Below are 18730 nucleotides of genomic sequence, written 5' to 3'. Positions count from 1 at the left end.
GACTCAGTGAGGAGATTCCTTTCATGCCGAACCAGCCCGCACCGAACCTGCTGTCGTGGGCCAGCGAGATCGACGAAGGCGCGATCATGCAGGCCGCACGCACCGCCCGCCTGCCATTCGTCGCCGGTCACGTCGCTCTCATGCCTGACGCTCACGTCGGCATCGGTGCGACGGTCGGCTCGGTGATCCCGACCGAGAACGCCATCATCCCGGCCGCCGTCGGCGTGGACATCGGCTGCGGCATGGTGGCGACCGAGACCACGCTCACGGCCGCCGACCTGCCCGACACGCTGGCCGCGCTGATGCCCATGGTCGAGCGCCGCATCCCGGCCGGCGTCGGCAAGGGTCACGACGACCCGGGCATCGACCGTTCGCTGAGCGAGCTCGGCCTGCCTCACACCGACCTCAACCCGAAGCAGACGAAGAAGGTCGCCGACCAGTTCGGCACCCTCGGCTCCGGCAACCACTTCGTCGAGGTCTGCCTCGACGAGCGTGACCGGGTCTGGACGGTTCTGCACTCGGGTTCGCGCGGCATCGGCAACCAGCTCGCCCAGTTCCACATCACGGGCGCGAAGAAGCTGATGCGCAAGCAGGCCGTCGGTCTCGAGGACCCCGACCTGGCCTACCTGGTACAGAGCACGCCGGAGTTCACCGCGTACATCGAGGACATGCTGTGGGCGCAGCGCTACGCGATGGCCTCGCGGGCGCGGATGGACCGGGTGCTGATCAACGCGTTGTTCAAGGTCGTCGGCAAGGGGCAGCGGGTCCGTACGATCAACTGCCACCACAACTTCACCCAGCAGGAGACCCACTTCGGCAAGTCGTTGTGGATCACCCGCAAGGGCGCCATCAAGGCCGACCGCGGTGACGAGGGCGTGATCCCGGGCTCGATGGGCACCCGCTCCTACATCGTGCGCGGGCGCGGCAACCCCGACTCCTACCACTCGTGCTCCCACGGGGCGGGGCGGCGTATGTCGCGGACGAAGGCCAAGAAGCAGCTGTCGGCACGGTCCCTGACCGAGGCGATGAGCGGCCGCACCTGGAACGCCGACCGGGCCGCCGCCCTGGTGGACGAGCATCCGGAGGCGTACAAGCCGATCGACCAGGTCATGGCCGACCAGCAGGACCTGGTCGAGGTGCAGCACACGCTGCGCCAGATCTTCAACTACAAGGGGTGAGCCGGTGGCGATGCCGAAGAAGGGCTCGCGACGCATCACCGTCGACGGCGGTTCCTACCGCTGGCGGGTGCGCCGCAAGCCGTCCTACAGCCAGGGCAACGGGTGGACGCCGCTGACGTTCGCGGTCGAGCGGGCGGCGGAGCCGGCGAACGTCCTGGTGGTGTCGCTGCCGTGCGCCCGGCCGGACAACTGGCTGGGTCACCGTACGATCCCGGTCACGCCCGCTCTGGTGGCCGCCTGCGTCAGGCGGGCGCTGGAGCGGGGCTGGGAGCCGGGGCGGTCCGGCTCGGCCGTCACGCTGGAGGTCTCCGAAGAGGATCTCACGGCCTTCCTAGGCGAGCCGCCGCGCTACCTGATTCCGTTCTTGTGGGGTTTCGTCCCCGCGGACGGCACGGCCTCCGCCTGAGCCGCCGCCGCTGCCCGGCCCGGCAGCAGCGGGATGAGCGCCAGGACGACCACGACGGCGGCGAACGAGATCCAGAAGACGCCGCGCAGCCCGCTCATGGTGTCGGCGGCGGTCTGGACGACGAGCGTGACGAGGGCGACGCCCAGGGCGGCGCCGAGCTGGTTGAGCATGTACAGCACGGAGCTGCCCTGGGCCACCATCGGCCCGGGGAGTGTGCGGTAGAGAGAGCCCATGGTGGGCGCGCCGAAGCAGCCGCTGCCCAGCCCGAACGTCAGTGCCGCCAGGGCCGGCCACACCTCGGGGGTGTCGGGGCCGATGCGCAGCTCGGCACCCGCACCTTGGTGGACGCCGAGCTGCGCGCGATGGCGACCTCGGCCGTGGACACCTTCGCCCGGGCCTGGGACCTCTCCTAGCGGGGCAGCGTGTCCGTCCAGCCCGCCTCGATGACCGCGTTGGAGTTCCACACCGTGCCCGGCTCGAGCCCCGCCTGGTAACCGCCGGGCCGCACGACCACGTGCTCGTTGGCGAGCGGACGGCCGGTCGTCTCGTCGAAGATCAGCCGGTTGTCCGAGACGCCGCCCTGGGGGTAGGTCTCGCGTACGGACACCGCCGTGCCCTGCCGCCCCTCGGCGTCGGTGACGCCGGCGGTCACCTCCACCTCGTCCAGGTCGGCCAGCATGCGGAAGGCCGCACCGCGTACCTCGGGCGTCACCGGCATGTCCATGATCAGGCCCATCGCGACCTTGAACAGCCAGGCGTCGCCGGTCATCTCCTCGCTCGTGGACTCCGTCCCGTGCCCGGCGTACGACGCCATGAGCCACTTCTTCAGCGCCTCCGGCTCGTCCGGCAGCCCGCGCAGGTCCTTCATCGTGACGTTGCGGCCCAGCCAGAACACGTGGCCGTCCACCAGCTTGCTGCTGTCGAACCGCTCCGGGCGCGGCGTCGTGGGCAGCGTGAGCCTGCCCGGCTTGTTCTTCCTGTCCTTCGCGGGCATCCGCACGACGATCTCGGACGGCTTGCCCGCCGCCTCCCACGCCCGCCTGTCGGCGTCGGTCATCGGCTGCACGCCCAGCGACCGCGTACGCCACCACTGCTCGCCCTTGGGATCGGCGGGCGTCCACTGCTCGCTGCTCGACCGGTCGACGACGCGGTAGCCGTCCTCGGCGACGTACACGTTCCTGCTGATCGTGACGCTGTGCCAGAAGTCGCCGCGACCCTCCACCTGCCGTCCGGCCTTCTCGGCGGCGGCCAGCAGCACGTCACGCGCCGACAGCCGCACCGTGGGGGCCTGCTCGGTCGGGGTCTGCTCGGTCGGGGTCTGCTCGGTCGGGGTCTGCTCGGTCGGGGTCTGCTGGGTCGCCACCGCGTGCCGCACGCCGGGGTCGGGGACGGCGGTGTTGCCGGAGACGACGATCGCCACCGCCGCCGCGGCGGCCACCGCGCCCGCGAGCCCGAACCCCCACACCGGCCGCGCCACACGGCTGCGCCCGCGTCTCGGCTCGCGCGGCCGCGCCATCGCCCTGGCCAGCTCCACCGCCCGGGTCTGCTCGTCCACCTGCCGCTCATCGAGATGCGCGGGCCTGGCCGCCCGGAGCTCCTCCATCGGGTTCATGACCACTCCTCGCTGAGATTCCGCACGTGGGACCGCTTCGGCGCCGGCTCCGTCTCCATGGCCTGCTTCAGCCGCTTGCGGGCCCGGTGCAGGCGTACGCGGTAGGCCGCGGGCGAGCAGCCGACGACCCTGGCCGCCTCCTTCGGCGACAGGCCGTGCCAGGCGACGAGGACGAGGATCTCCCTGTCGTCCTCGTGCAGCGCGGCCAGCGCCCGCAGCACCCCGAGCCGCTCGCTCACCTGCTCGGCCACGTCGCCCTCGGTCCAGGCCCGCAGCTCGGCCGCCAGCGCCTCGCGGCGCAGCTCCGCGCGTACGTTGTCGCGCAGCACGTTCCTGGCCACGCCGAGCAGCCACGGCAGCGCGGGCTCCGGCACGTCGTCGAGCCGCCGCCAGGCGATCGCGAACGTCTCGCTCACCACCTCGTCGGCGACCTGCCGCCCGGCGCGACTGACCACGTACGCCCACACGCGTTGCCGGCATGCGTCGTACATGCCGGTGAACCGGTGCGCATCATCCGCCACCGCCCAGCCCCTTCGTTCGGACATCGTTTCTTCCTGACACCGGGAAGTGGTCCGAACCGCCCCTTTGTTACCGCCTTCTTCGAGAAAGAATCAATCGCCCGCGTACAACCGGTGCAGATCCACCAGCTCCACGTCCCGCCGCCCGCGCGCCACCTCCACCAGCTCTCCCGTGAACCCCGCCCTGCCGAACAGCAGCAACTTGGGCGGCCCGTCCACCCGATCGTCGGGCAGCAGCGCGCGCAGGTGCTCCAGCCGCTGGAGCTGGGTGATGTCCATGGGAGCGAGCGTGCCCTTGGCCTCGCCGATGGCGGTGATGCGATCCCGCTGCGACGAGGCCGTCTCGGTGACCACGACGTCGAGCTCATGCCGGCGCCGGTGCGCCTGGCAGCTCACCTCGCTCGGCCGGACGGCACTCGCGAACCCACCCAAGGTGTCGCCCGAGGCGTGCAGGAAGCACCACTCGCGGGCGAGGTCCTCGAAGTGCGGGCCGTAGATCTTGGACGCCACCGTGTCGGCGCTGGACCGCCAGACCTGCGCCGCCCTGCCCGCCACCAGCTCGGGCTCGCGCCGCTGCGTGATGAGCTGGTGCAGCCGGACGACCGGCTCGGCGATCCGGTAGACGCTGCGCTTCTGCCGCAGGGCGTCGTCCACCTGCTCGACCAGGCCGATGCCGCGCAGACCTGAGAGCAGGTGACCCAGCGCGCTGACCGGCCGTCCCAGGACCGCCGCTATCTCCGTGCGCCGGTGGTTGCCCGCGCTGATGGCGGCCAGGACGGCGGCGTACGAGCTGGGGTCGGCGATCGACGGCTCCTCACGAAGCAGCAACCCGCCCTCGCGGAACATGGCCGACGCCGGGTTCAGCAACCGGCGCTGCACCCAGCGGTCGAAGGCGTCGATTTCGTCAGGCCCCGCGCCACCGCTCATCTCCCGGTACGCGGGTGTGCCGCCGACCAGGGCGTGCACCCGGAAGGCCAGCTCAGGATCCGCCGTCAGCCCCCAGAACGCGCCGGCGTCCCTGAAGCCGAAGGGGCGCACCACGAGCTCGAGCACCGCCCGCCCACGTAGGGGCGCTCCCCCGCCTAGCAGCTCGGCCATCGTGGTGAGCGCGCTGCCACAGAGGATCAGGCGCGTGCGGGTGCGCTCCTTGGCGTGCCCCGTCGGGCTGAGCGCCTGCTGCAGGTACGACGGCAGCGCCGGCGTGGCCGCGACCAGGTAGGGGAACTCATCGATGATCACCGGAACGGCGCGCTCTTCCCCGAGGCGGAGCAGCTCGTCGAGCCCCTCCCGCCATCCGCCGAACGAGACAGGCTGCCGCAGCCCGCGATGAGCGGCGTAGGCGGCGCCGAGATCGGCGAGATTCTGGGGCTCGCTCTGCTGGGTCGCGGCGAAGAGCAGGCCACCGGTCGCCTGCGCGAGGAGTTCGAGCATGAGCGTCTTGCCCTGGCGGCGCCGGCCGTACATCAGCCCGAGAGTGGCGCCCATGGTGGGTGCCGCGACGAAGTCGGCGAGCGCCTCCCACTCCTCGTCACGCGCGAACAACCGCTCCGGCTTCTCCACACCTGACTCCCGATGCTGATAATGGTAGCTGAAATTATGATAGCTGTACCTATCATTATCAGCTTCGCCTGTTGAGGGAGCGGCTGTCCGATGGCGGGGATGATCACATGACGCCGCCACTCCCGCGTTCTACTGGGCGCGTGCTGCCTCGCGTTCGAGGGAGAGGCCCCCGAGGGGCGCGGCGTTCTGGTAGAACGAGCACTTCTTTGTGATCTTGCCGTTCACCGTGTCGAGGAGGCTCCGAACCAGCGGGTCGCGGCGTGCGGGAACGCCTCCTGACCGGGGTCGTGGTCGTCGGCCCGGGCGACGATGCCGTCGGGGCGGATCAGCAGGGCGCCGAACTGCCTGCCTACATCGCCACCCGGCTGGCGGAGAACTTCGACGCGATCTGGGTGGGCGAGGGCTCCGTATGCGACCTTGACCACCTCGGCCACCTGCGCGGCCAGCCCGTCCGCCCGGATGATCCGACATCTCCTCAGTGGGACGTGATTCCGGGCCTCTGTACACCGATGATCATCGCTCTCGGCACCCGCGATCATGTCTCCGCGAGCCTGGTGCACCACGAGGTCGGACACGCCCTGGACCTCGATGGACTTCTCCGGCGGCCAAGCCCTGCAGGAAGACCGTTACGGTCACCACCCGTCGGGAGACGATCCCGCGGTTGAGATGGCGTCAATGGACCGCCGTCTCCGCACGGGACCTCCTCCACAGCCGTCAGCCGCAAGACCCTCACGATTGAGGTAGGCAGCCTTCGCTCCGGGCCTCACAGGCAACTAGGATGAACGGCCCCACGGCCCTGGTCGTGTAAGGCCACAGGTCAACACGCTCAGGACGATCCCAAGGTCAGGGTGGGCGTAAAGGGCCCACCGCCTCCACGGGCAACGGGTGGGAGACCAGTCGCCGGACGCGTGGGGTGCGCCGGGAGGCGCCGAAAAGCAGAACTGCCTGAGCTCGCTTGCGCGAAGCGCTCCAGAGCGGAGACCTTTTGCTCAGAGCACCGAAGCCGAAGGGGCGGGTGAGCGAAGCTCACCCGCCCCTTCGGCGTGATCGGCTACTTGGCGTTCGCCTTCAGGTAGTCGCTGTTCATCTGCGCGATCGTGTCCAGCGGGATCCCCTTCGGGCACACGGCCGTGCACTCACCGGTGTTCGTGCAGCCGCCGAACCCTTCGGCGTCCATCTGGTCCACCATGGCCTTGGCGCGGGAGAGCCGCTCGGGCTGCCCCTGCGGCAGCAGGGACAGGTGGGTGATCTTGGCGGCGGTGAAGAGGGAGGCGGAGCCGTTCGGGCAGGCCGCCACGCACGCGCCGCACCCGATGCAGGTGGCCGCGTCGAAGGCGGCGTCGGCGTCCTCCTTGCGCACCGGGACGCTGTGGGCGTCCGGCGCGGACCCGGCCGGGACGGAGACGAAGCCGCCCGCCTGGATGATGCGGTCGAACGCGCTGCGGTCCACGACGAGGTCCTTGACGACCGGGAACGGCGCGGCCCGCCACGGCTCGATGGTGATCTCGGCGCCGTCCTCGAAGTGGCGCATGTGCAGCTGGCACGTCGTGGTGGCGCGCTGCTCGCCGTGGGCGACGCCGTTGATGACCATGCCGCACATGCCGCAGATGCCCTCGCGGCAGTCGTGGTCGAAGGCGATCGGGTCGTCGCCCTCCAGGATGAGGCGCTCGTTGAGCACGTCCAGCATCTCCAGGAACGACATGTCCGGGGAGACGTCCTCAACCTTGTACGTCACCATGCGGCCCTCGTCCGAAGGGCCCTTCTGACGCCAGACACGTAGGGTCAGGTTCACTTGTAGCTCCGCTGGGTCATCTTGACGTACTCGTACTCGAGCGCTTCCTTGTGCAGGACCGGCCCGTCGGGGGTGTGCTCCCAGGCCGACACGTGCGCGAAGTTCTCGTCGTCGCGCAGCGCCTCGCCGTCGGCGTCCTGGGACTCGGCGCGGAAGTGGCCGCCGCAGGACTCGGTGCGGACGAGGGCGTCCAGGCACATCAGCTCGGCCAGGTCGAAGAAGTCGGCCACCCGGCCGGCCTTCTCCAGCACCTGGTTGAGCTCCTCGGCGGTGCCGGTGACCTTGACGTTCTGCCAGAACTCCGCACGCAGCTCGGGGATGCGATCGAGGGCCTTGCGCAGCGACTCCTCGGTGCGCTCCATGCCGCAGTAGTCCCACATGAGCTTGCCGAGCTCGCGGTGGAAGGAGTCGGGCGTCCTGGTGCCGTTCACGGACAGGAGCCGGTCGATCTTGTTGCGGACGCGGATCTCGGCCTCGGCCACGGCCTCCTCGTCCACGTCGCCGAACGGGCCGGCGGCGAGGTAGTCGCCGATGGTGGTCGGCAGCACGAAGTAGCCGTCGGCCAGGCCCTGCATCAGCGCGGACGCGCCGAGGCGGTTGGCGCCGTGGTCGGAGAAGTTGGCCTCGCCGATGACGAACAGGCCGGGGATGGTGGACTGCAGGTCGTAGTCCACCCACAGGCCGCCCATCGTGTAGTGGACGGCGGGGTAGATGCGCATCGGCACGTCGTACGGGTTCTCGCCGGTGATGCGCTCGTACATCTCGAAGAGGTTGCCGTACTTCTTCTCGACGGCGTCGCGGCCGAGCCGGTTGATGGCGTCGCGGAAGTCGAGGTAGACGCCGAGCCCGCCGGGGCCGACGCCGCGGCCTTCGTCGCAGACGTTCTTGGCGGCGCGCGAGGCGATGTCACGCGGCACCAGGTTGCCGAAGGCGGGGTAGATGCGCTCCAGGTAGTAGTCGCGCTCCTCCTCCGGAATGTCGCCGGGGGCGCGGGTGTCGTTCTTGCGCAGCGGCACCCAGACGCGGCCGTCGTTGCGCAGCGACTCGGACATGAGCGTGAGCTTCGACTGGTACTCGCCCGACACGGGGATGCAGGTCGGGTGGATCTGCGTGTAGCAGGGGTTGGCGAAGTACGCCCCGCGCTCGTGCGCCCGCCAGATGGCGGTGGTGTTGCAGCCCTTGGCGTTCGTGGACAGGAAGAACACGTTGCCGTAGCCGCCGGTGGCGAGCACGACGGCGTCGGCGTAGTGGCGCTCGATCTCGCCGGTGACCATGTCGCGCACGATGATGCCGCGCGCGCGGCCGTCGGAGACGATCAGGTCCAGCATCTCGTGCCGGGTGTGCATGGTGACGGTCCCGGCCGCGACCTGCCGCTCCAGCGCCTGGTACGCCCCCAGCAGCAGCTGCTGCCCCGTCTGGCCGCGGGCGTAGAAGGTGCGGGAGACCTGGGCGCCGCCGAAGGAGCGGGTGTCGAGCAGGCCGCCGTACTCGCGGGCGAACGGCACGCCCTGCGCCACGGCCTGGTCGATGATGTTCACCGAGACCTGGGCGAGGCGGTAGACGTTCGACTCGCGGGCGCGGAAGTCGCCGCCCTTGACGGTGTCGTAGAAGAGCCGGTAGATCGAGTCGCCGTCGCCGCGGTAGTTCTTGGCGGCGTTGATGCCGCCCTGGGCGGCGATGGAGTGGGCGCGGCGCGGTGAGTCCTGGTAGCAGAAGGACTTGACGTTGTAGCCCAGCTCGCCGAGCGTGGCGGCGGCGGATCCGCCGGCCAGGCCGGTGCCGACGACGATCACGCTGAGCTTGCGCTTGTTGGCCGGGTTGACCAGCTTGGCGCTGAACTTGCGCTTCTCCCAGCGCTCCTCGATGGGCCCGGCGGGAGCCTTGGTGTCCCGGATCTCGGGGCCTTCGGTGTACTTCACTTGACTACTCCGAACGTGATCGCGAGGGGCGGGGCCAGGAAGCCGACGACGAGCACGGCCGAGACGAGGCCGGCGGTCGCGCGCAGGACGCGGTAGCGGCTGCGGTTGGCCCAGCCGAGCGTCTGGAAGCCGCTCCAGAGGCCGTGCCGCAGGTGGAGGCCGACCATGACGACGGCGACGAGGTAGATCAGCGTCACCCACCACCGGGAGGGGTCGAAGCCCGCGATCATCCGGTCGGCGGGCTCCGAGTCGAAGCCCTTGGGGTTGACGACGCCGAAGGTCAGGTCGAGCAGGTGCCAGATCACGAAGAGCACGATCGTCACGCCACCCCACCGCATGATGTGCGTGGTGTAGCCACTCGCCTGGGACTTCTTGGCCACGTACTTGACCGGCCTGGCCTTGCCCGCGCGGCGGGAGAGCGAGATCGCGGCCCACATGTGCGCGACGACCGAGACGACGAGGACGATCTCGACGAGGGTCAGCAGCGTGCGGTAGGGCGCGATGGGCTCCAGCAGGGTGCGCAGCGCGTGGGCGTACTCGTTGAAGGACTCACGGCCGAAGAAGATCTTCAGGTTGCCGAGCATGTGGCCGACGAGGAAGAGCACCATCACGGCGCCCGTGACGGCCATGACGACTTTCTTGCCGTTGGACGAGCTGAGGAACCCGCCGGGCTTCTTGCCCGTCGGGGCTTTCTTGGGGGCGGAAACAGGCGCGGTGGCGGACCCGCGCTCTATCGTGGCAGTCACAACGCAAAAGCTAGGTATCCAGCAATGATCCGTCCAAGTCATCGTGGGTCTGGTTTCGATAGCTTGGGGCTATGATGTGGGTCGGTGCGGCTTTCTCGAAGTTCCCCGCACGCGCCGATGCGAGGAAAATCACATGCAGTTTCAGCAGCTCGCGTACTTCGTGGCGGTCGCGGAGGCCCGTCACTTCACGCAGGCGGCCGAGCGCATGCGGGTCGCGCAGCCGTCGTTGAGCAAGCAGATCAAGGCGCTGGAGGAGGATCTCGGCGCCCGGCTGTTCTCGCGGGCGCGCGGCAACGTCACGCTGACCGCCGCGGGCGAGGCGCTGCTGCCGCTGGCCCGCCGCATCCTCGCCGACGCCGACACCGCGCGGCAGGAGGTGGCGCAGCTCGCGGGGCTGCGCAGGGGCCGGGTACGCCTGGGCGCGACGCCCTCGCTCTGCGCCGGGCTGGTGGCCGACGCGCTGGCCCGCTTCCACCGCTCGTACCCCGGCATCGAGCTGCTGGTCGAGGAGGGCGGCTCGCGTGACCTGGTCAGGGCGCTGGCGAGGGGGCAGCTCGACCTGTCGCTGATCATCATGCCGCTGCAGAGCGACGACCCCTCGCTCGTCACCCAGGAGATCCTGCGCGAGAACCTCGTCGTCGTCGCGCCCGCCCACGAGCCGCTGAAGCGCCCCCACCTGCGCATCGAGGACCTGCGGGGGCGGCAGATGGTGATGTTCAGGCGCGGCTACGACCTGCGCGAGGCGACGCTCGCGGCCTGCCGGCAGGCGGGGTTCGAGCCGCGGCTCGCGGTGCAGGGCGGCGAGATGGACGCGGTGCTGCGCTTCGTCGAGGCCGGGCTGGGCGTGGCGGTGGTGCCGTCGATGGTGCTCGACGGCCGTCCGGGGCTGCGCGGCACGCCGCTCGCGCCACCTGGCCTGAGCAGGACGATCGCACTGGCCCACCGCAAGGACGTCGAGCCCACGAGGGCCGCGCAGGCCTTCAGGGAGACGCTCCTCTCATACGTCGTCGAGGCCGGGCACGACGGTACGCTTCCGGAAGGGGTCGAGCTCATCGCAGAATGAGCACCTAGGGCACCGCACTCTCCCGAAGAGGTGTTTTGACCGCCAATCTCTCCGAAACGCTGACGTTGCTCCTCATCGAGGATGACGACGGTGACGCGTTTTTGGTCGAAGAGCTGCTGAAGGAGGCGGTGGCGCCGCCCCGGATCTTCCGGGCCCGCAGTTTGAGCGAGGCCAGGCACAAGCTGACTCCCGAGATCCAGTGCGTGCTGGTCGACCTCTCGCTGCCCGACGCCAGCCGGCTGGAGGCCCTGGAGGAGGTCATCGCGCTCGCGCCGTACACCGCCGTGCTGGTGCTGACCGGCCTGAGGGACGTCCACGTGGGCGTCACGGCGGTCCAGGCGGGCGCGCAGGACTATCTGGTCAAGGGCGACGTGGACGCCCGGCTGCTGGCCAGGTCCATCCGCTACGCGATGGAGCGCAAGCGGGCCGACGTGGCGCAGCTCAAGCTCGTCCAGGCGGAGCTGACGGCCAAGGAGAACGCGCGGCTGGAGAGCGCGCTGCTGCCCGACCCGCTGCTGCGTACGCGGGAGATCGAACACGTCACCCGCTACCTGCCCGGCAGCGGCGGCACGCTGGCCGGCGACTTCTTCGACACCGTGCAGACCCCCGACGGCTCGGTGCACCTGGTGATCGGCGACGTCTGCGGTCACGGCCCGGACGAGGCCGCGCTGGGCGTGGCACTGCGCATCGCCTGGCGCACGCTGGTGCTGGCCGGGCAGACCGGCGACACGCTGCTGCGCACGCTCGACGCCCTGCTGCGCGCCGAGCGCCAGGCGCCCGAGATCTTCACCACGCTGTGCACGGCCACGATCTCTCCCGACCTGCGCCACGCGACCATGCGCGTGGTCGGCCACCCGCCGCCCGTGCTGGTGCGCGGGGGCACGGTGGAGGTGGTGGACGGCGCGCCGTCGGGGCCGCCGCTCGGCATCTTCCCCGACGCGGCGTGGTCGGTCATCGACGTGCCGCTGGGCGACGACTGGTCGATGATGCTCTACACCGACGGGCTCATCGAGGCGGCCGTGCACGAGCCCGGCCGGCTGCTCGGCGTGGACGGCCTGGTCGAGCTCGTCCGCACCCACGGCGTCATCGACCTCGACGGCCTCATCCGGCACGTCGGCACGCTGAGCGACGATCTGGCCGTGGTCATGCTGAGGAGGAGAAGAATGTGAGCATCCATCCGCTCCCTCCGCCGAAGGAGCCCACGGGTCTCGGCCGGCTGCCGATAGCCCGCTGGTTCTGGCTGGTCGCGATGTTCGCCGGGGTCATCTTCGCCGCCGGGGTGGCGACGGTGATGACGATGACCGCCAAGACCGCCGAGCTCAACCCGCGCCCCGAGGTGGCCGCCCAGGTCGACCGGCTGATCGTGGCGCTGATCGTGGTGTTCGTGCTGCTGCTCGGCTGCGGCGCGGGGCTGGTGGTGATGGTCAGGTACGCGGTGCTCAAACCCATCGCCCAGCTCACCGACCAAGTACGCGCGGTCGCCGCCGGCGACTTCGACCGCGACCTGCACGTCGACCGGCCCGCCGAGCTGGCGGAGCTGTCCAGCCACATCGACTCCATGCGCGACCGCATCCTGTCGGCCTGGCGGGTGGCCAACGACCAGGCGGAGGAGCTGCGCCGGTCGAACGGCGAGCTGGAGCAGTTCGCGTACGTCGCGAGCCACGACCTGCAGGAGCCGCTGCGCAAGGTGGCGAGCTTCACCCAGATGCTGGAGCAGCGCTACGGCTCCCAGCTCGACGAGCGGGCGAAGCAGTACATCAGCTACGCGGTCGACGGCGCCAAGCGCATGCAGCTGCTCATCAACGACCTGCTGGACTTCTCCCGGGTGGGCCGGGTCACCGGCGAGCGCACGGTGACCGAGCCGGACGCGGCGCTGGACCGGGCGCTCGACAACCTCTCCGCCACGATCGAGGACACCGGTGCCACCGTCACCCGCGACGAGCTGCCTCCGGTCATGGGCAACCACCTGCAGCTCACCCAGCTCTTCCAGAACCTCATCGAGAACGCTGTCAAGTTCCGCTCGGAGGAGCCGCCCCGGGTGCACATCGGGGTCAGGCGCGCCGGCGACATGTGGGAGTTCAGCTGCTCCGACAACGGCATCGGGGTCGAGGCCAAGTACGCCGACCGCATCTTCCTCATCTTCCAGCGCCTGCACGCCCGAGACGTCTATCCGGGGACTGGCATCGGGCTGGCCCTGTGCCGGAAGATCGTCGAGTATCACGGCGGACAGCTCTGGCTCGACGGAGAGGACACCGAGGCGGGCGGCCACGGCGCAACGTTCCGCTGGACGTTGCCGGCGGCGGGAGACGGACGATGAACGGATGGCGGCCCATCGAGGTGCTCCTGGTGGAGGACGACCAGGGGGACATCCTGCTGACCAAGGAGGCGTTCGACCTCAACAAGGTGCGCAACCGGCTCAACGTGGTCAACGACGGCGAGCAGGCGATGGCGTTCCTGCGGCGGGAGGGCGAGTACGTCGACGCGCCGCGCCCCGACCTGATCCTGCTCGACCTCAACCTGCCGCGGATGAGCGGGAAGGAGGTGCTGGGGGAGGTGAAGGCGGACGAGGTGTTGCGGACGATCCCGGTGGTGGTCCTGACGACCTCGGAGGCCGAGGAGGACATCCTCCACAGCTACCGCCTCCACGCCAATGCTTATGTCACGAAACCAGTGGATTTCGAGCAATTCATCCGGGTTGTCCGGCAGATAGATGATTTTTTCGTGACGGTGGTTAAGTTGCCGGCACAGGGGCAGCGCCTCTGACGCGGGTACGTGACAGGAATCACAGCAAGTCATCGAAAAAGTGAGTGACCCCGCTCACAAAAAACGATCCTGTCGTCGTAACGTATCCCCCACCAACGCGCGCCCGAGCGGATCCCGCCGTGTGAGCGCGCCCAGCGAAACGAAACCACGGACCCCCTGCGCGAAGGGATCCGCGGGAGGTGGAGAGGTCCGCGATGACCCAGACGACGCCCGAAGCTCCGGTCCGACGGCAGCGTGCGCAAGTCAGAGTACGCACCCTGCGAACAGACAGATGGTGGCTGGCCCCGCTCGTGACATTCCTCGGGCTCGCCTCCTTCCTCGTCTACGGCGTATGGGCGATCATCGACAACAGCATCTTCGTCGATCCGTACATCGCCCCGTTCGCCTCGCCCTGCCTGGCGGCGGTGACGTGTCCCGAGGGGGCGCAGCTGTTCGGGTGGGCGCCGATCGGCGACTGGTACACGCTGTCGCCCGGCCTGCTCATCCTGGCGCTGCCCGGCGGGTTCCGCCTGACGTGCTATTACTACCGCAAGTCCTATTACCGCTCGTTCTGGCTCTCGCCGCCGGCCTGCGCCGTCCAGGAGCCCCACGGCAAGTACACCGGTGAGCGCCGCTTCCCGCTCATCCTCCAGAACGTGCACCGCTACTTCTTCTACGCGGCCATCGTGATCGGCCTCGTCCTGGCCTACGACGCGGTGCTGGCGCTCGTGCACAAGCCGCTCGGCCTCGGCAGCTGGATCCTGATCGCCAACGCCGTGCTGATCAACGCCTACACGCTCTCGTGCCACTCCTGCCGGCACATCACGGCCGGGCGGCTCAACCACTTCTCCCGTCACCCGCTGCGCTACCGGGCCTGGACGTTCGTCTCCAAGCTCAACGCCAAGCACCAACCCCTCGCGTGGGCCTCGATGTTCTCGGTCATGGGCGCCGACCTGTACGTCCGCCTGGTCGCCAAGGGCATCATCGCCTTCCCGTACGCGTAAGGACAGCTTTCCAGTGGAAAACACGCACAACACAGAGCGCCACGAGTACGACGTCGTCGTCATCGGCGCCGGCGGGGCCGGCCTGCGGGCCGCGATCGAGGCCCGCCAGCAGGGCAAGCGCACGGCCATCGTCTGCAAGTCGCTGTTCGGCAAGGCGCACACGGTCATGGCCGAGGGCGGCGCCGCCGCCGCGATGGGCAACGTCAACCCCGACGACAACTGGATGGTGCACTTCCGTGACACCATGCGGGGCGGCAAGTTCCTCAACAACTGGCGGATGGCCGAGCTGCACGCCAAGGAGGCTCCCGACCGCGTGTGGGAGCTGGAGGCGTGGGGCGCGCTGTTCGACCGCACCAAAGACGGCAAGATCAGCCAGCGGAACTTCGGCGGGCACGAGTACCCACGGCTCGCACACGTGGGCGACCGCACCGGCCTTGAGCTCATCCGCACGCTGCAGCAGCGCGTCGTCGCGCTCCAGCAGGAGGACTACGAGACGCACGGCGACCACGAGGCCTACATCAAGGTCTTCGCCGAGTGCACGGTCACCCGGCTGCTGAAGGACGGCGACGCGATCTCCGGCGCCTTCGGCTACTGGCGCGAGACCGGCAACTTCGTCCTCTTCGACGCGCCCGCCGTGGTCCTCGCCACCGGCGGCATCGGCAAGTCGTACGTCGTGACCTCCAACTCCTGGGAGTACACCGGCGACGGCCACGCCCTGGCCCTGCTGGCCGGCGCCAAGCTGATCAACATGGAGTTCATCCAGTTCCACCCCACCGGGATGGTCTGGCCGCCCTCCGTGCGCGGCATCCTCGTCACCGAGTCCGTCCGCGGCGACGGCGGCGTGCTGCGCAACTCCGAGGGCAAGCGCTTCATGTTCGACTACATCCCCGAGGTCTTCAAGGACAAGTACGCGACCACGGAGGAGGAGGGCGACCGCTGGTACACCGACCAGGCCAACAACCGGCGCCCGCCGGAGCTGCTGCCCCGTGACGAGGTGGCCAGGGCGATCAACGCCGAGGTGAAGGCCGGCCGCGGGTCACCCCAGGGCGGCGTCTTCCTCGACGTGTCCACCCGGCTGCCCGCCGAGGAGATCAAGAAGCGGCTGCCGTCGATGCACCACCAGTTCAAGGAGCTGGCCGACGTCGACATCACCGCCGAGCCCATGCAGGTGGGCCCGACCTGCCACTACATCATGGGCGGCGTCGAGGTCGACGCCGACACCGGCTCGTCCTGCGTGCCCGGCCTGTTCGCGGCCGGCGAGGTGTCCGGCGGCATGCACGGCTCCAACAGGCTGGGCGGCAACTCGCTGTCCGACCTGCTGGTCTTCGGCCGGCGGGCGGGCGCGGGCGCGGCCTCGTACATCGACTCCCTGCCCGCCCGGCCCAAGGTCGCGGCGGAGCAGGTGGAGAGCGCCAGGGAAGAGGCGCTGGCCCCGCTGGGCCGCAGCGGCGAGAACCCGTACGAGGTGCACCACGAGCTCCAGCGGACGATGAACGAGCTGGTCGGCATCATCCGCAAGGCCGAGGAGGTCTCCGAGGCGCTCGGCGTGGTCGAGAAGCTCAAGGAACGCGTCCGCATGGTCGGCGCGGCCGGCTCGCGCATCTACAACCCCGGCTGGCACCTCGCGATCGACCTGCGCAACATGGTGCTGGTGTCGGAGTGCGTCGCGCGCGCCGCGCTCATGCGCGAGGAGAGCCGCGGCGGGCACACCCGCGACGACTTCCCCGGCATGAGCCCGGAGTGGCGCCGCAAGCTGCTCGTCTGCTCCACCGAGGACGGCTCGACGGTCAACGTGGAGGTGAAGGTCCAGCCGCCGATGCGCGACGACCTGATCAGCCTGTTCGACCGGGACGAGCTGAAGAAGTACCTCACCGACGAAGAGATGACCGAATTCGACAGGATAGCGAAGACGTCATGAGCTACAAGGCAAAGTTCAAGGTCTGGCGCGGTGAGGGCGGCGAGGGCCGGCTGGAGGACTTCACGGTCGAGGTGAACGAGGGCGAGGTCGTCCTCGACATCATCCACCGCCTCCAGGCCACCCAGGCGCCCGACCTCGCCGTACGGTGGAACTGCAAGGCCGGCAAGTGCGGCTCGTGCAGCATGGAGATCAACGGCAAGCCGCGGCTGGGCTGCATGACCCGGATGTCCACCTTCGAGGAGGACGAGACCATCACGGTCACGCCGATGCGGACGTTCCCGGTCATCAAGGACCTCGTCACCGACGTGTCCTACAACTACCAGAAGGCCCGCGAGGTGCCGTCCTTCACGCCGCCCGCCGGCGTGCGGCCCGGCGAATACCGGATGAAGCAGGTCGACGTCGAGCGCTCGCAGGAGTTCCGCAAGTGCATCGAGTGCTTCATGTGCAACAACGTCTGCCACGTCATCCGTGACCACGAGGAGAACAAGACCAACTTCTCCGGTCCCCGATTCCTCATGCGGATCGCCGAGCTGGACATGCACCCGTACGACGTGGCCGACCGGCAGGAGGCGGCCCAGCAGGAGCACGGGCTCGGCTACTGCAACATCACCAAGTGCTGCACCGAGGTCTGCCCCGAGCACATCAAGATCACCGACAACGCGCTGATCCCGATGAAGGAGCGCGTGGTGGACCGCAAGTACGACCCGCTGGTGTGGCTCGGCAACAAGATCTTCCGGCGCGGCGCCGACACCACCAAGCCGTAGCTCGCTCAGCCGAAAGGGCCGGTGACCCCCGCGGGGGTCTCCGGCCCTTCGTCGTCTCCGGTCCTTCGTCGTCTCCGGCTCTCAGAGCCTCCGCGCTCCCTCGGCCCGCGCGCCCAGCGCTCACAGGCCCCGATGGCTTCCGGTCCCGCGCCTCGGACGCTTCGCTACTTCTTCTTCCTGCCGAAGAAGCGGCGCTTGGAGTCGGGCATCTCCTTGGTCGGCTCCTGCGGCTGAGCCGCCGCCTGCTCCTGGGCCGGAGCCTCAGGCTGGGGCGGGAGGGGCTGGATGGCCGTCGCCTCGCCGTCGGCCGGCACGTACGGCGGCGGCTCGTAGTCCTTGGCCGGCTCGAACAGCCCGCGCTGGTGCTGCTGCCACGGCTCCGAGTCGCCCGACTCGGCCGCCGAGGCCGGCCCGAGCGGCTGGTCCTGGTCAGGATCGTACGGGCCGGCCCCACCCGGCGGGATGTCCGCCGCCACCGGCTCCGGCGGGATCACCGGCTCGAACGGGTCACGCTCACGGGACGTCGGCGGCTCGCTGTAGGAGTCGAACTCGTCCGGGTGCAGCACCACGGGCTCCTGCGGCGGCTGCGCGTAGGGGGTGGTGGGCTCCTGCACGTACCCCTGCGGCGGGTAGGGGTGGTTGGGGTCGTACTGGGGCGGGGTGACCGTCGGGTAGGTCTGCACCGGCACGAAGCTGATGATCGGCGCGTACGCCGTACCGCCCGGGTAGCCGGGAGCCGCGAACCCGGCCGTCGCGTAGCCGGGACCCGCCGGGTAACCGCCGCCGGGCGGCATGGCCGCCGCGTCCGGGGGCGGTTGCGGCCCCGCCTTCCGTACGGCGGCCGCGTGGGCCATCCTGCGCAGCCGTCCCTCGAAGATGAGCACCGCGAACAGTGCGAGCAGCACCAGCACCAGCGCCGGGATGCTGAGCTTCTGCGTCAGCGTGCGCTGGTCGTACTCCGGCGCCGCCTGCCGCAGCTCCAGCGGCACCTCCTCGGTGGAGGCGGCCTGCGTCTGACTCGGGGACGTGGCCGCAGGGGTGACCGCGTCAGTCGGCGCGATCGCCGGCATCTCCACCGACGTCTCCGCCGTGGGAGTGGTCGGGGTCACCGGGGGGACCTCGATGTCCTCCTGCGTCGGCAGCGGCTGCGGGGCCTGCGTGGTGGTCTGCGGGGTGGGCGTGCTCTTGGTCTTGGTCGGCTTGGGCGTGGCCGTCTTGCTGGGAGTGGCCTTGGTCGGGGTCGCCGTGACGGTCTTGGTGACCGTCGTCTCCGGCGCCTCCTCGTCGCTCTCGGGCGGCGGCGGCTGGCCGGCGGTGGCGGTGACCGTGACGGTGACGTCGGTCTCCGGCGGGCCCGCGTCGCAGACCTGGCCGGCGTCACACCCCTCGATGGGGTCCATCGCCACGGAGGCGCTCGCACTCTGCATGATGAACGGCGCCGCACCGGCACCCGACAGGGCGAGTGCGAGGACGATAGCGGACACGGCCGTCACTCGTGTGCGTGCCAC

General features: G+C 69.8%; 18 protein-coding genes. 9 read left to right on the top strand and 9 right to left on the bottom strand.

What is annotated here, in order from left to right; translation table 11 throughout:
- Window positions 1-23 precede the first annotated feature (23 nt).
- Both ABZW11_RS30345 and ABZW11_RS30340 read left to right on the top strand, forming a co-directional pair.
- The gene (locus ABZW11_RS30345; protein ID WP_355424310.1) at window positions 24-1178 is read left to right on the top strand and encodes an RtcB family protein; all 1155 of its coding nucleotides are present in this window, start codon (window positions 24-26) and stop codon (window positions 1176-1178) included.
- A 4-nt stretch (window positions 1179-1182) separates the two neighbouring features.
- Complete coding sequence (locus tag ABZW11_RS30340) at window positions 1183-1584, top strand: hypothetical protein (RefSeq protein WP_355424307.1); 402 nt, start codon at window positions 1183-1185, stop codon at window positions 1582-1584.
- Here ABZW11_RS30340 and ABZW11_RS30335 read toward each other — a convergent pair.
- From ABZW11_RS30335 to ABZW11_RS30300, 8 genes are all read right to left on the bottom strand, one after another.
- Window positions 1527-1880 (bottom strand): hypothetical protein, encoded by a 354-nt coding sequence (locus tag ABZW11_RS30335; protein ID WP_355424304.1) that lies wholly within the window; start codon window positions 1878-1880, stop codon window positions 1527-1529. The two genes, ABZW11_RS30340 and ABZW11_RS30335, sit on opposite strands and share 58 nt — an antisense overlap.
- A gap of 113 nt (window positions 1881-1993) precedes the next feature.
- On the bottom strand, window positions 1994-3196 hold the full coding sequence (locus tag ABZW11_RS30330) for a CU044_5270 family protein (RefSeq protein WP_355424301.1): 1203 nt from the start codon (window positions 3194-3196) through the stop codon (window positions 1994-1996).
- Window positions 3193-3741 (bottom strand): RNA polymerase sigma factor, encoded by a 549-nt coding sequence (locus ABZW11_RS30325; protein WP_355424298.1) that lies wholly within the window; start codon window positions 3739-3741, stop codon window positions 3193-3195. The genes ABZW11_RS30330 and ABZW11_RS30325 overlap by 4 nt, the downstream gene beginning before the upstream one ends.
- A 66-nt stretch (window positions 3742-3807) precedes the next feature.
- Complete coding sequence (locus ABZW11_RS30320) at window positions 3808-5274, bottom strand: ATP-binding protein (RefSeq protein ID WP_355424295.1); 1467 nt, start codon at window positions 5272-5274, stop codon at window positions 3808-3810.
- A gap of 221 nt (window positions 5275-5495) precedes the next feature.
- Entirely contained in the window at window positions 5496-5849 is a 354-nt protein-coding gene (locus tag ABZW11_RS30315; RefSeq protein WP_355424292.1) for a hypothetical protein, read from the bottom strand.
- Between the two features lie 476 nt (window positions 5850-6325).
- The gene (locus tag ABZW11_RS30310) at window positions 6326-7066 is read right to left on the bottom strand and encodes a succinate dehydrogenase/fumarate reductase iron-sulfur subunit (RefSeq protein ID WP_355424290.1); all 741 of its coding nucleotides are present in this window, start codon (window positions 7064-7066) and stop codon (window positions 6326-6328) included.
- Window positions 7063-8985, bottom strand: a complete 1923-nt coding sequence (locus tag ABZW11_RS30305; RefSeq protein ID WP_355424287.1) for a fumarate reductase/succinate dehydrogenase flavoprotein subunit — start codon at window positions 8983-8985, stop codon at window positions 7063-7065. Before ABZW11_RS30305 ends, ABZW11_RS30310 begins: the two co-directional genes overlap by 4 nt.
- Window positions 8982-9731, bottom strand: a complete 750-nt coding sequence (locus ABZW11_RS30300) for a succinate dehydrogenase cytochrome b subunit (RefSeq protein ID WP_355424284.1) — start codon at window positions 9729-9731, stop codon at window positions 8982-8984. The genes ABZW11_RS30305 and ABZW11_RS30300 overlap by 4 nt, the downstream gene beginning before the upstream one ends.
- A 133-nt stretch (window positions 9732-9864) precedes the next feature.
- Here ABZW11_RS30300 and ABZW11_RS30295 point away from each other — a divergent pair, with 133 nt between their 5' ends.
- From ABZW11_RS30295 to ABZW11_RS30265, 7 genes are all read left to right on the top strand, one after another.
- On the top strand, window positions 9865-10794 hold the full coding sequence (locus ABZW11_RS30295; RefSeq protein WP_355424281.1) for a LysR substrate-binding domain-containing protein: 930 nt from the start codon (window positions 9865-9867) through the stop codon (window positions 10792-10794).
- A gap of 35 nt (window positions 10795-10829) precedes the next feature.
- Window positions 10830-11963, top strand: coding sequence for a fused response regulator/phosphatase (locus tag ABZW11_RS30290; protein ID WP_355424278.1), 1134 nt, complete (start codon window positions 10830-10832; stop codon window positions 11961-11963).
- The gene (locus ABZW11_RS30285) at window positions 11960-13111 is read left to right on the top strand and encodes an ATP-binding protein (RefSeq protein WP_355424275.1); all 1152 of its coding nucleotides are present in this window, start codon (window positions 11960-11962) and stop codon (window positions 13109-13111) included. Before ABZW11_RS30290 ends, ABZW11_RS30285 begins: the two co-directional genes overlap by 4 nt.
- Complete coding sequence (locus ABZW11_RS30280; RefSeq protein ID WP_355424272.1) at window positions 13108-13557, top strand: response regulator; 450 nt, start codon at window positions 13108-13110, stop codon at window positions 13555-13557. The genes ABZW11_RS30285 and ABZW11_RS30280 overlap by 4 nt, the downstream gene beginning before the upstream one ends.
- A gap of 194 nt (window positions 13558-13751) precedes the next feature.
- Window positions 13752-14540, top strand: a complete 789-nt coding sequence (locus ABZW11_RS30275; protein ID WP_355424269.1) for a hypothetical protein — start codon at window positions 13752-13754, stop codon at window positions 14538-14540.
- A gap of 13 nt (window positions 14541-14553) precedes the next feature.
- The gene (locus tag ABZW11_RS30270; protein WP_355424266.1) at window positions 14554-16458 is read left to right on the top strand and encodes a fumarate reductase/succinate dehydrogenase flavoprotein subunit; all 1905 of its coding nucleotides are present in this window, start codon (window positions 14554-14556) and stop codon (window positions 16456-16458) included.
- Window positions 16455-17222 (top strand): succinate dehydrogenase/fumarate reductase iron-sulfur subunit, encoded by a 768-nt coding sequence (locus ABZW11_RS30265; RefSeq protein ID WP_355424265.1) that lies wholly within the window; start codon window positions 16455-16457, stop codon window positions 17220-17222. Before ABZW11_RS30270 ends, ABZW11_RS30265 begins: the two co-directional genes overlap by 4 nt.
- Window positions 17223-17386: 164 nt before the next feature.
- On the opposite strand, the gene ABZW11_RS30260 is transcribed toward ABZW11_RS30265, so the two are convergent.
- Complete coding sequence (locus ABZW11_RS30260) at window positions 17387-18730, bottom strand: hypothetical protein (protein WP_355424263.1); 1344 nt, start codon at window positions 18728-18730, stop codon at window positions 17387-17389.

It is taken from the genome of Nonomuraea sp. NPDC004580 (genome assembly GCF_040609855.1).
Classification (GTDB): Bacteria; Actinomycetota; Actinomycetes; order Streptosporangiales; family Streptosporangiaceae; genus Nonomuraea; species Nonomuraea salmonea.
Note: the sequence above shows the minus strand (reverse complement) of the source record. Positions and strands in the feature narration are given on the sequence as shown.

Bases quoted from the DNA above. Each gene is read 5' to 3' on its own strand.
- ABZW11_RS30345 (WP_355424310.1), top strand. From the start codon at position 24: ATGCCGAACCAGCCCGCACCGAACCTGCTGTCGTGGGCCAGCGAGATC.
- ABZW11_RS30330 (WP_355424301.1), bottom strand. From the start codon at position 3,196: ATGAACCCGATGGAGGAGCTCCGGGCGGCCAGGCCCGCGCATCTCGAT.
- ABZW11_RS30325 (WP_355424298.1), bottom strand. From the start codon at position 3,741: ATGTCCGAACGAAGGGGCTGGGCGGTGGCGGATGATGCGCACCGGTTC.
- ABZW11_RS30295 (WP_355424281.1), top strand. From the start codon at position 9,865: ATGCAGTTTCAGCAGCTCGCGTACTTCGTGGCGGTCGCGGAGGCCCGT.
- ABZW11_RS30280 (WP_355424272.1), top strand. From the start codon at position 13,108: ATGAACGGATGGCGGCCCATCGAGGTGCTCCTGGTGGAGGACGACCAG.
- ABZW11_RS30275 (WP_355424269.1), top strand. From the start codon at position 13,752: ATGACCCAGACGACGCCCGAAGCTCCGGTCCGACGGCAGCGTGCGCAA.
- ABZW11_RS30265 (WP_355424265.1), top strand. From the start codon at position 16,455: ATGAGCTACAAGGCAAAGTTCAAGGTCTGGCGCGGTGAGGGCGGCGAG.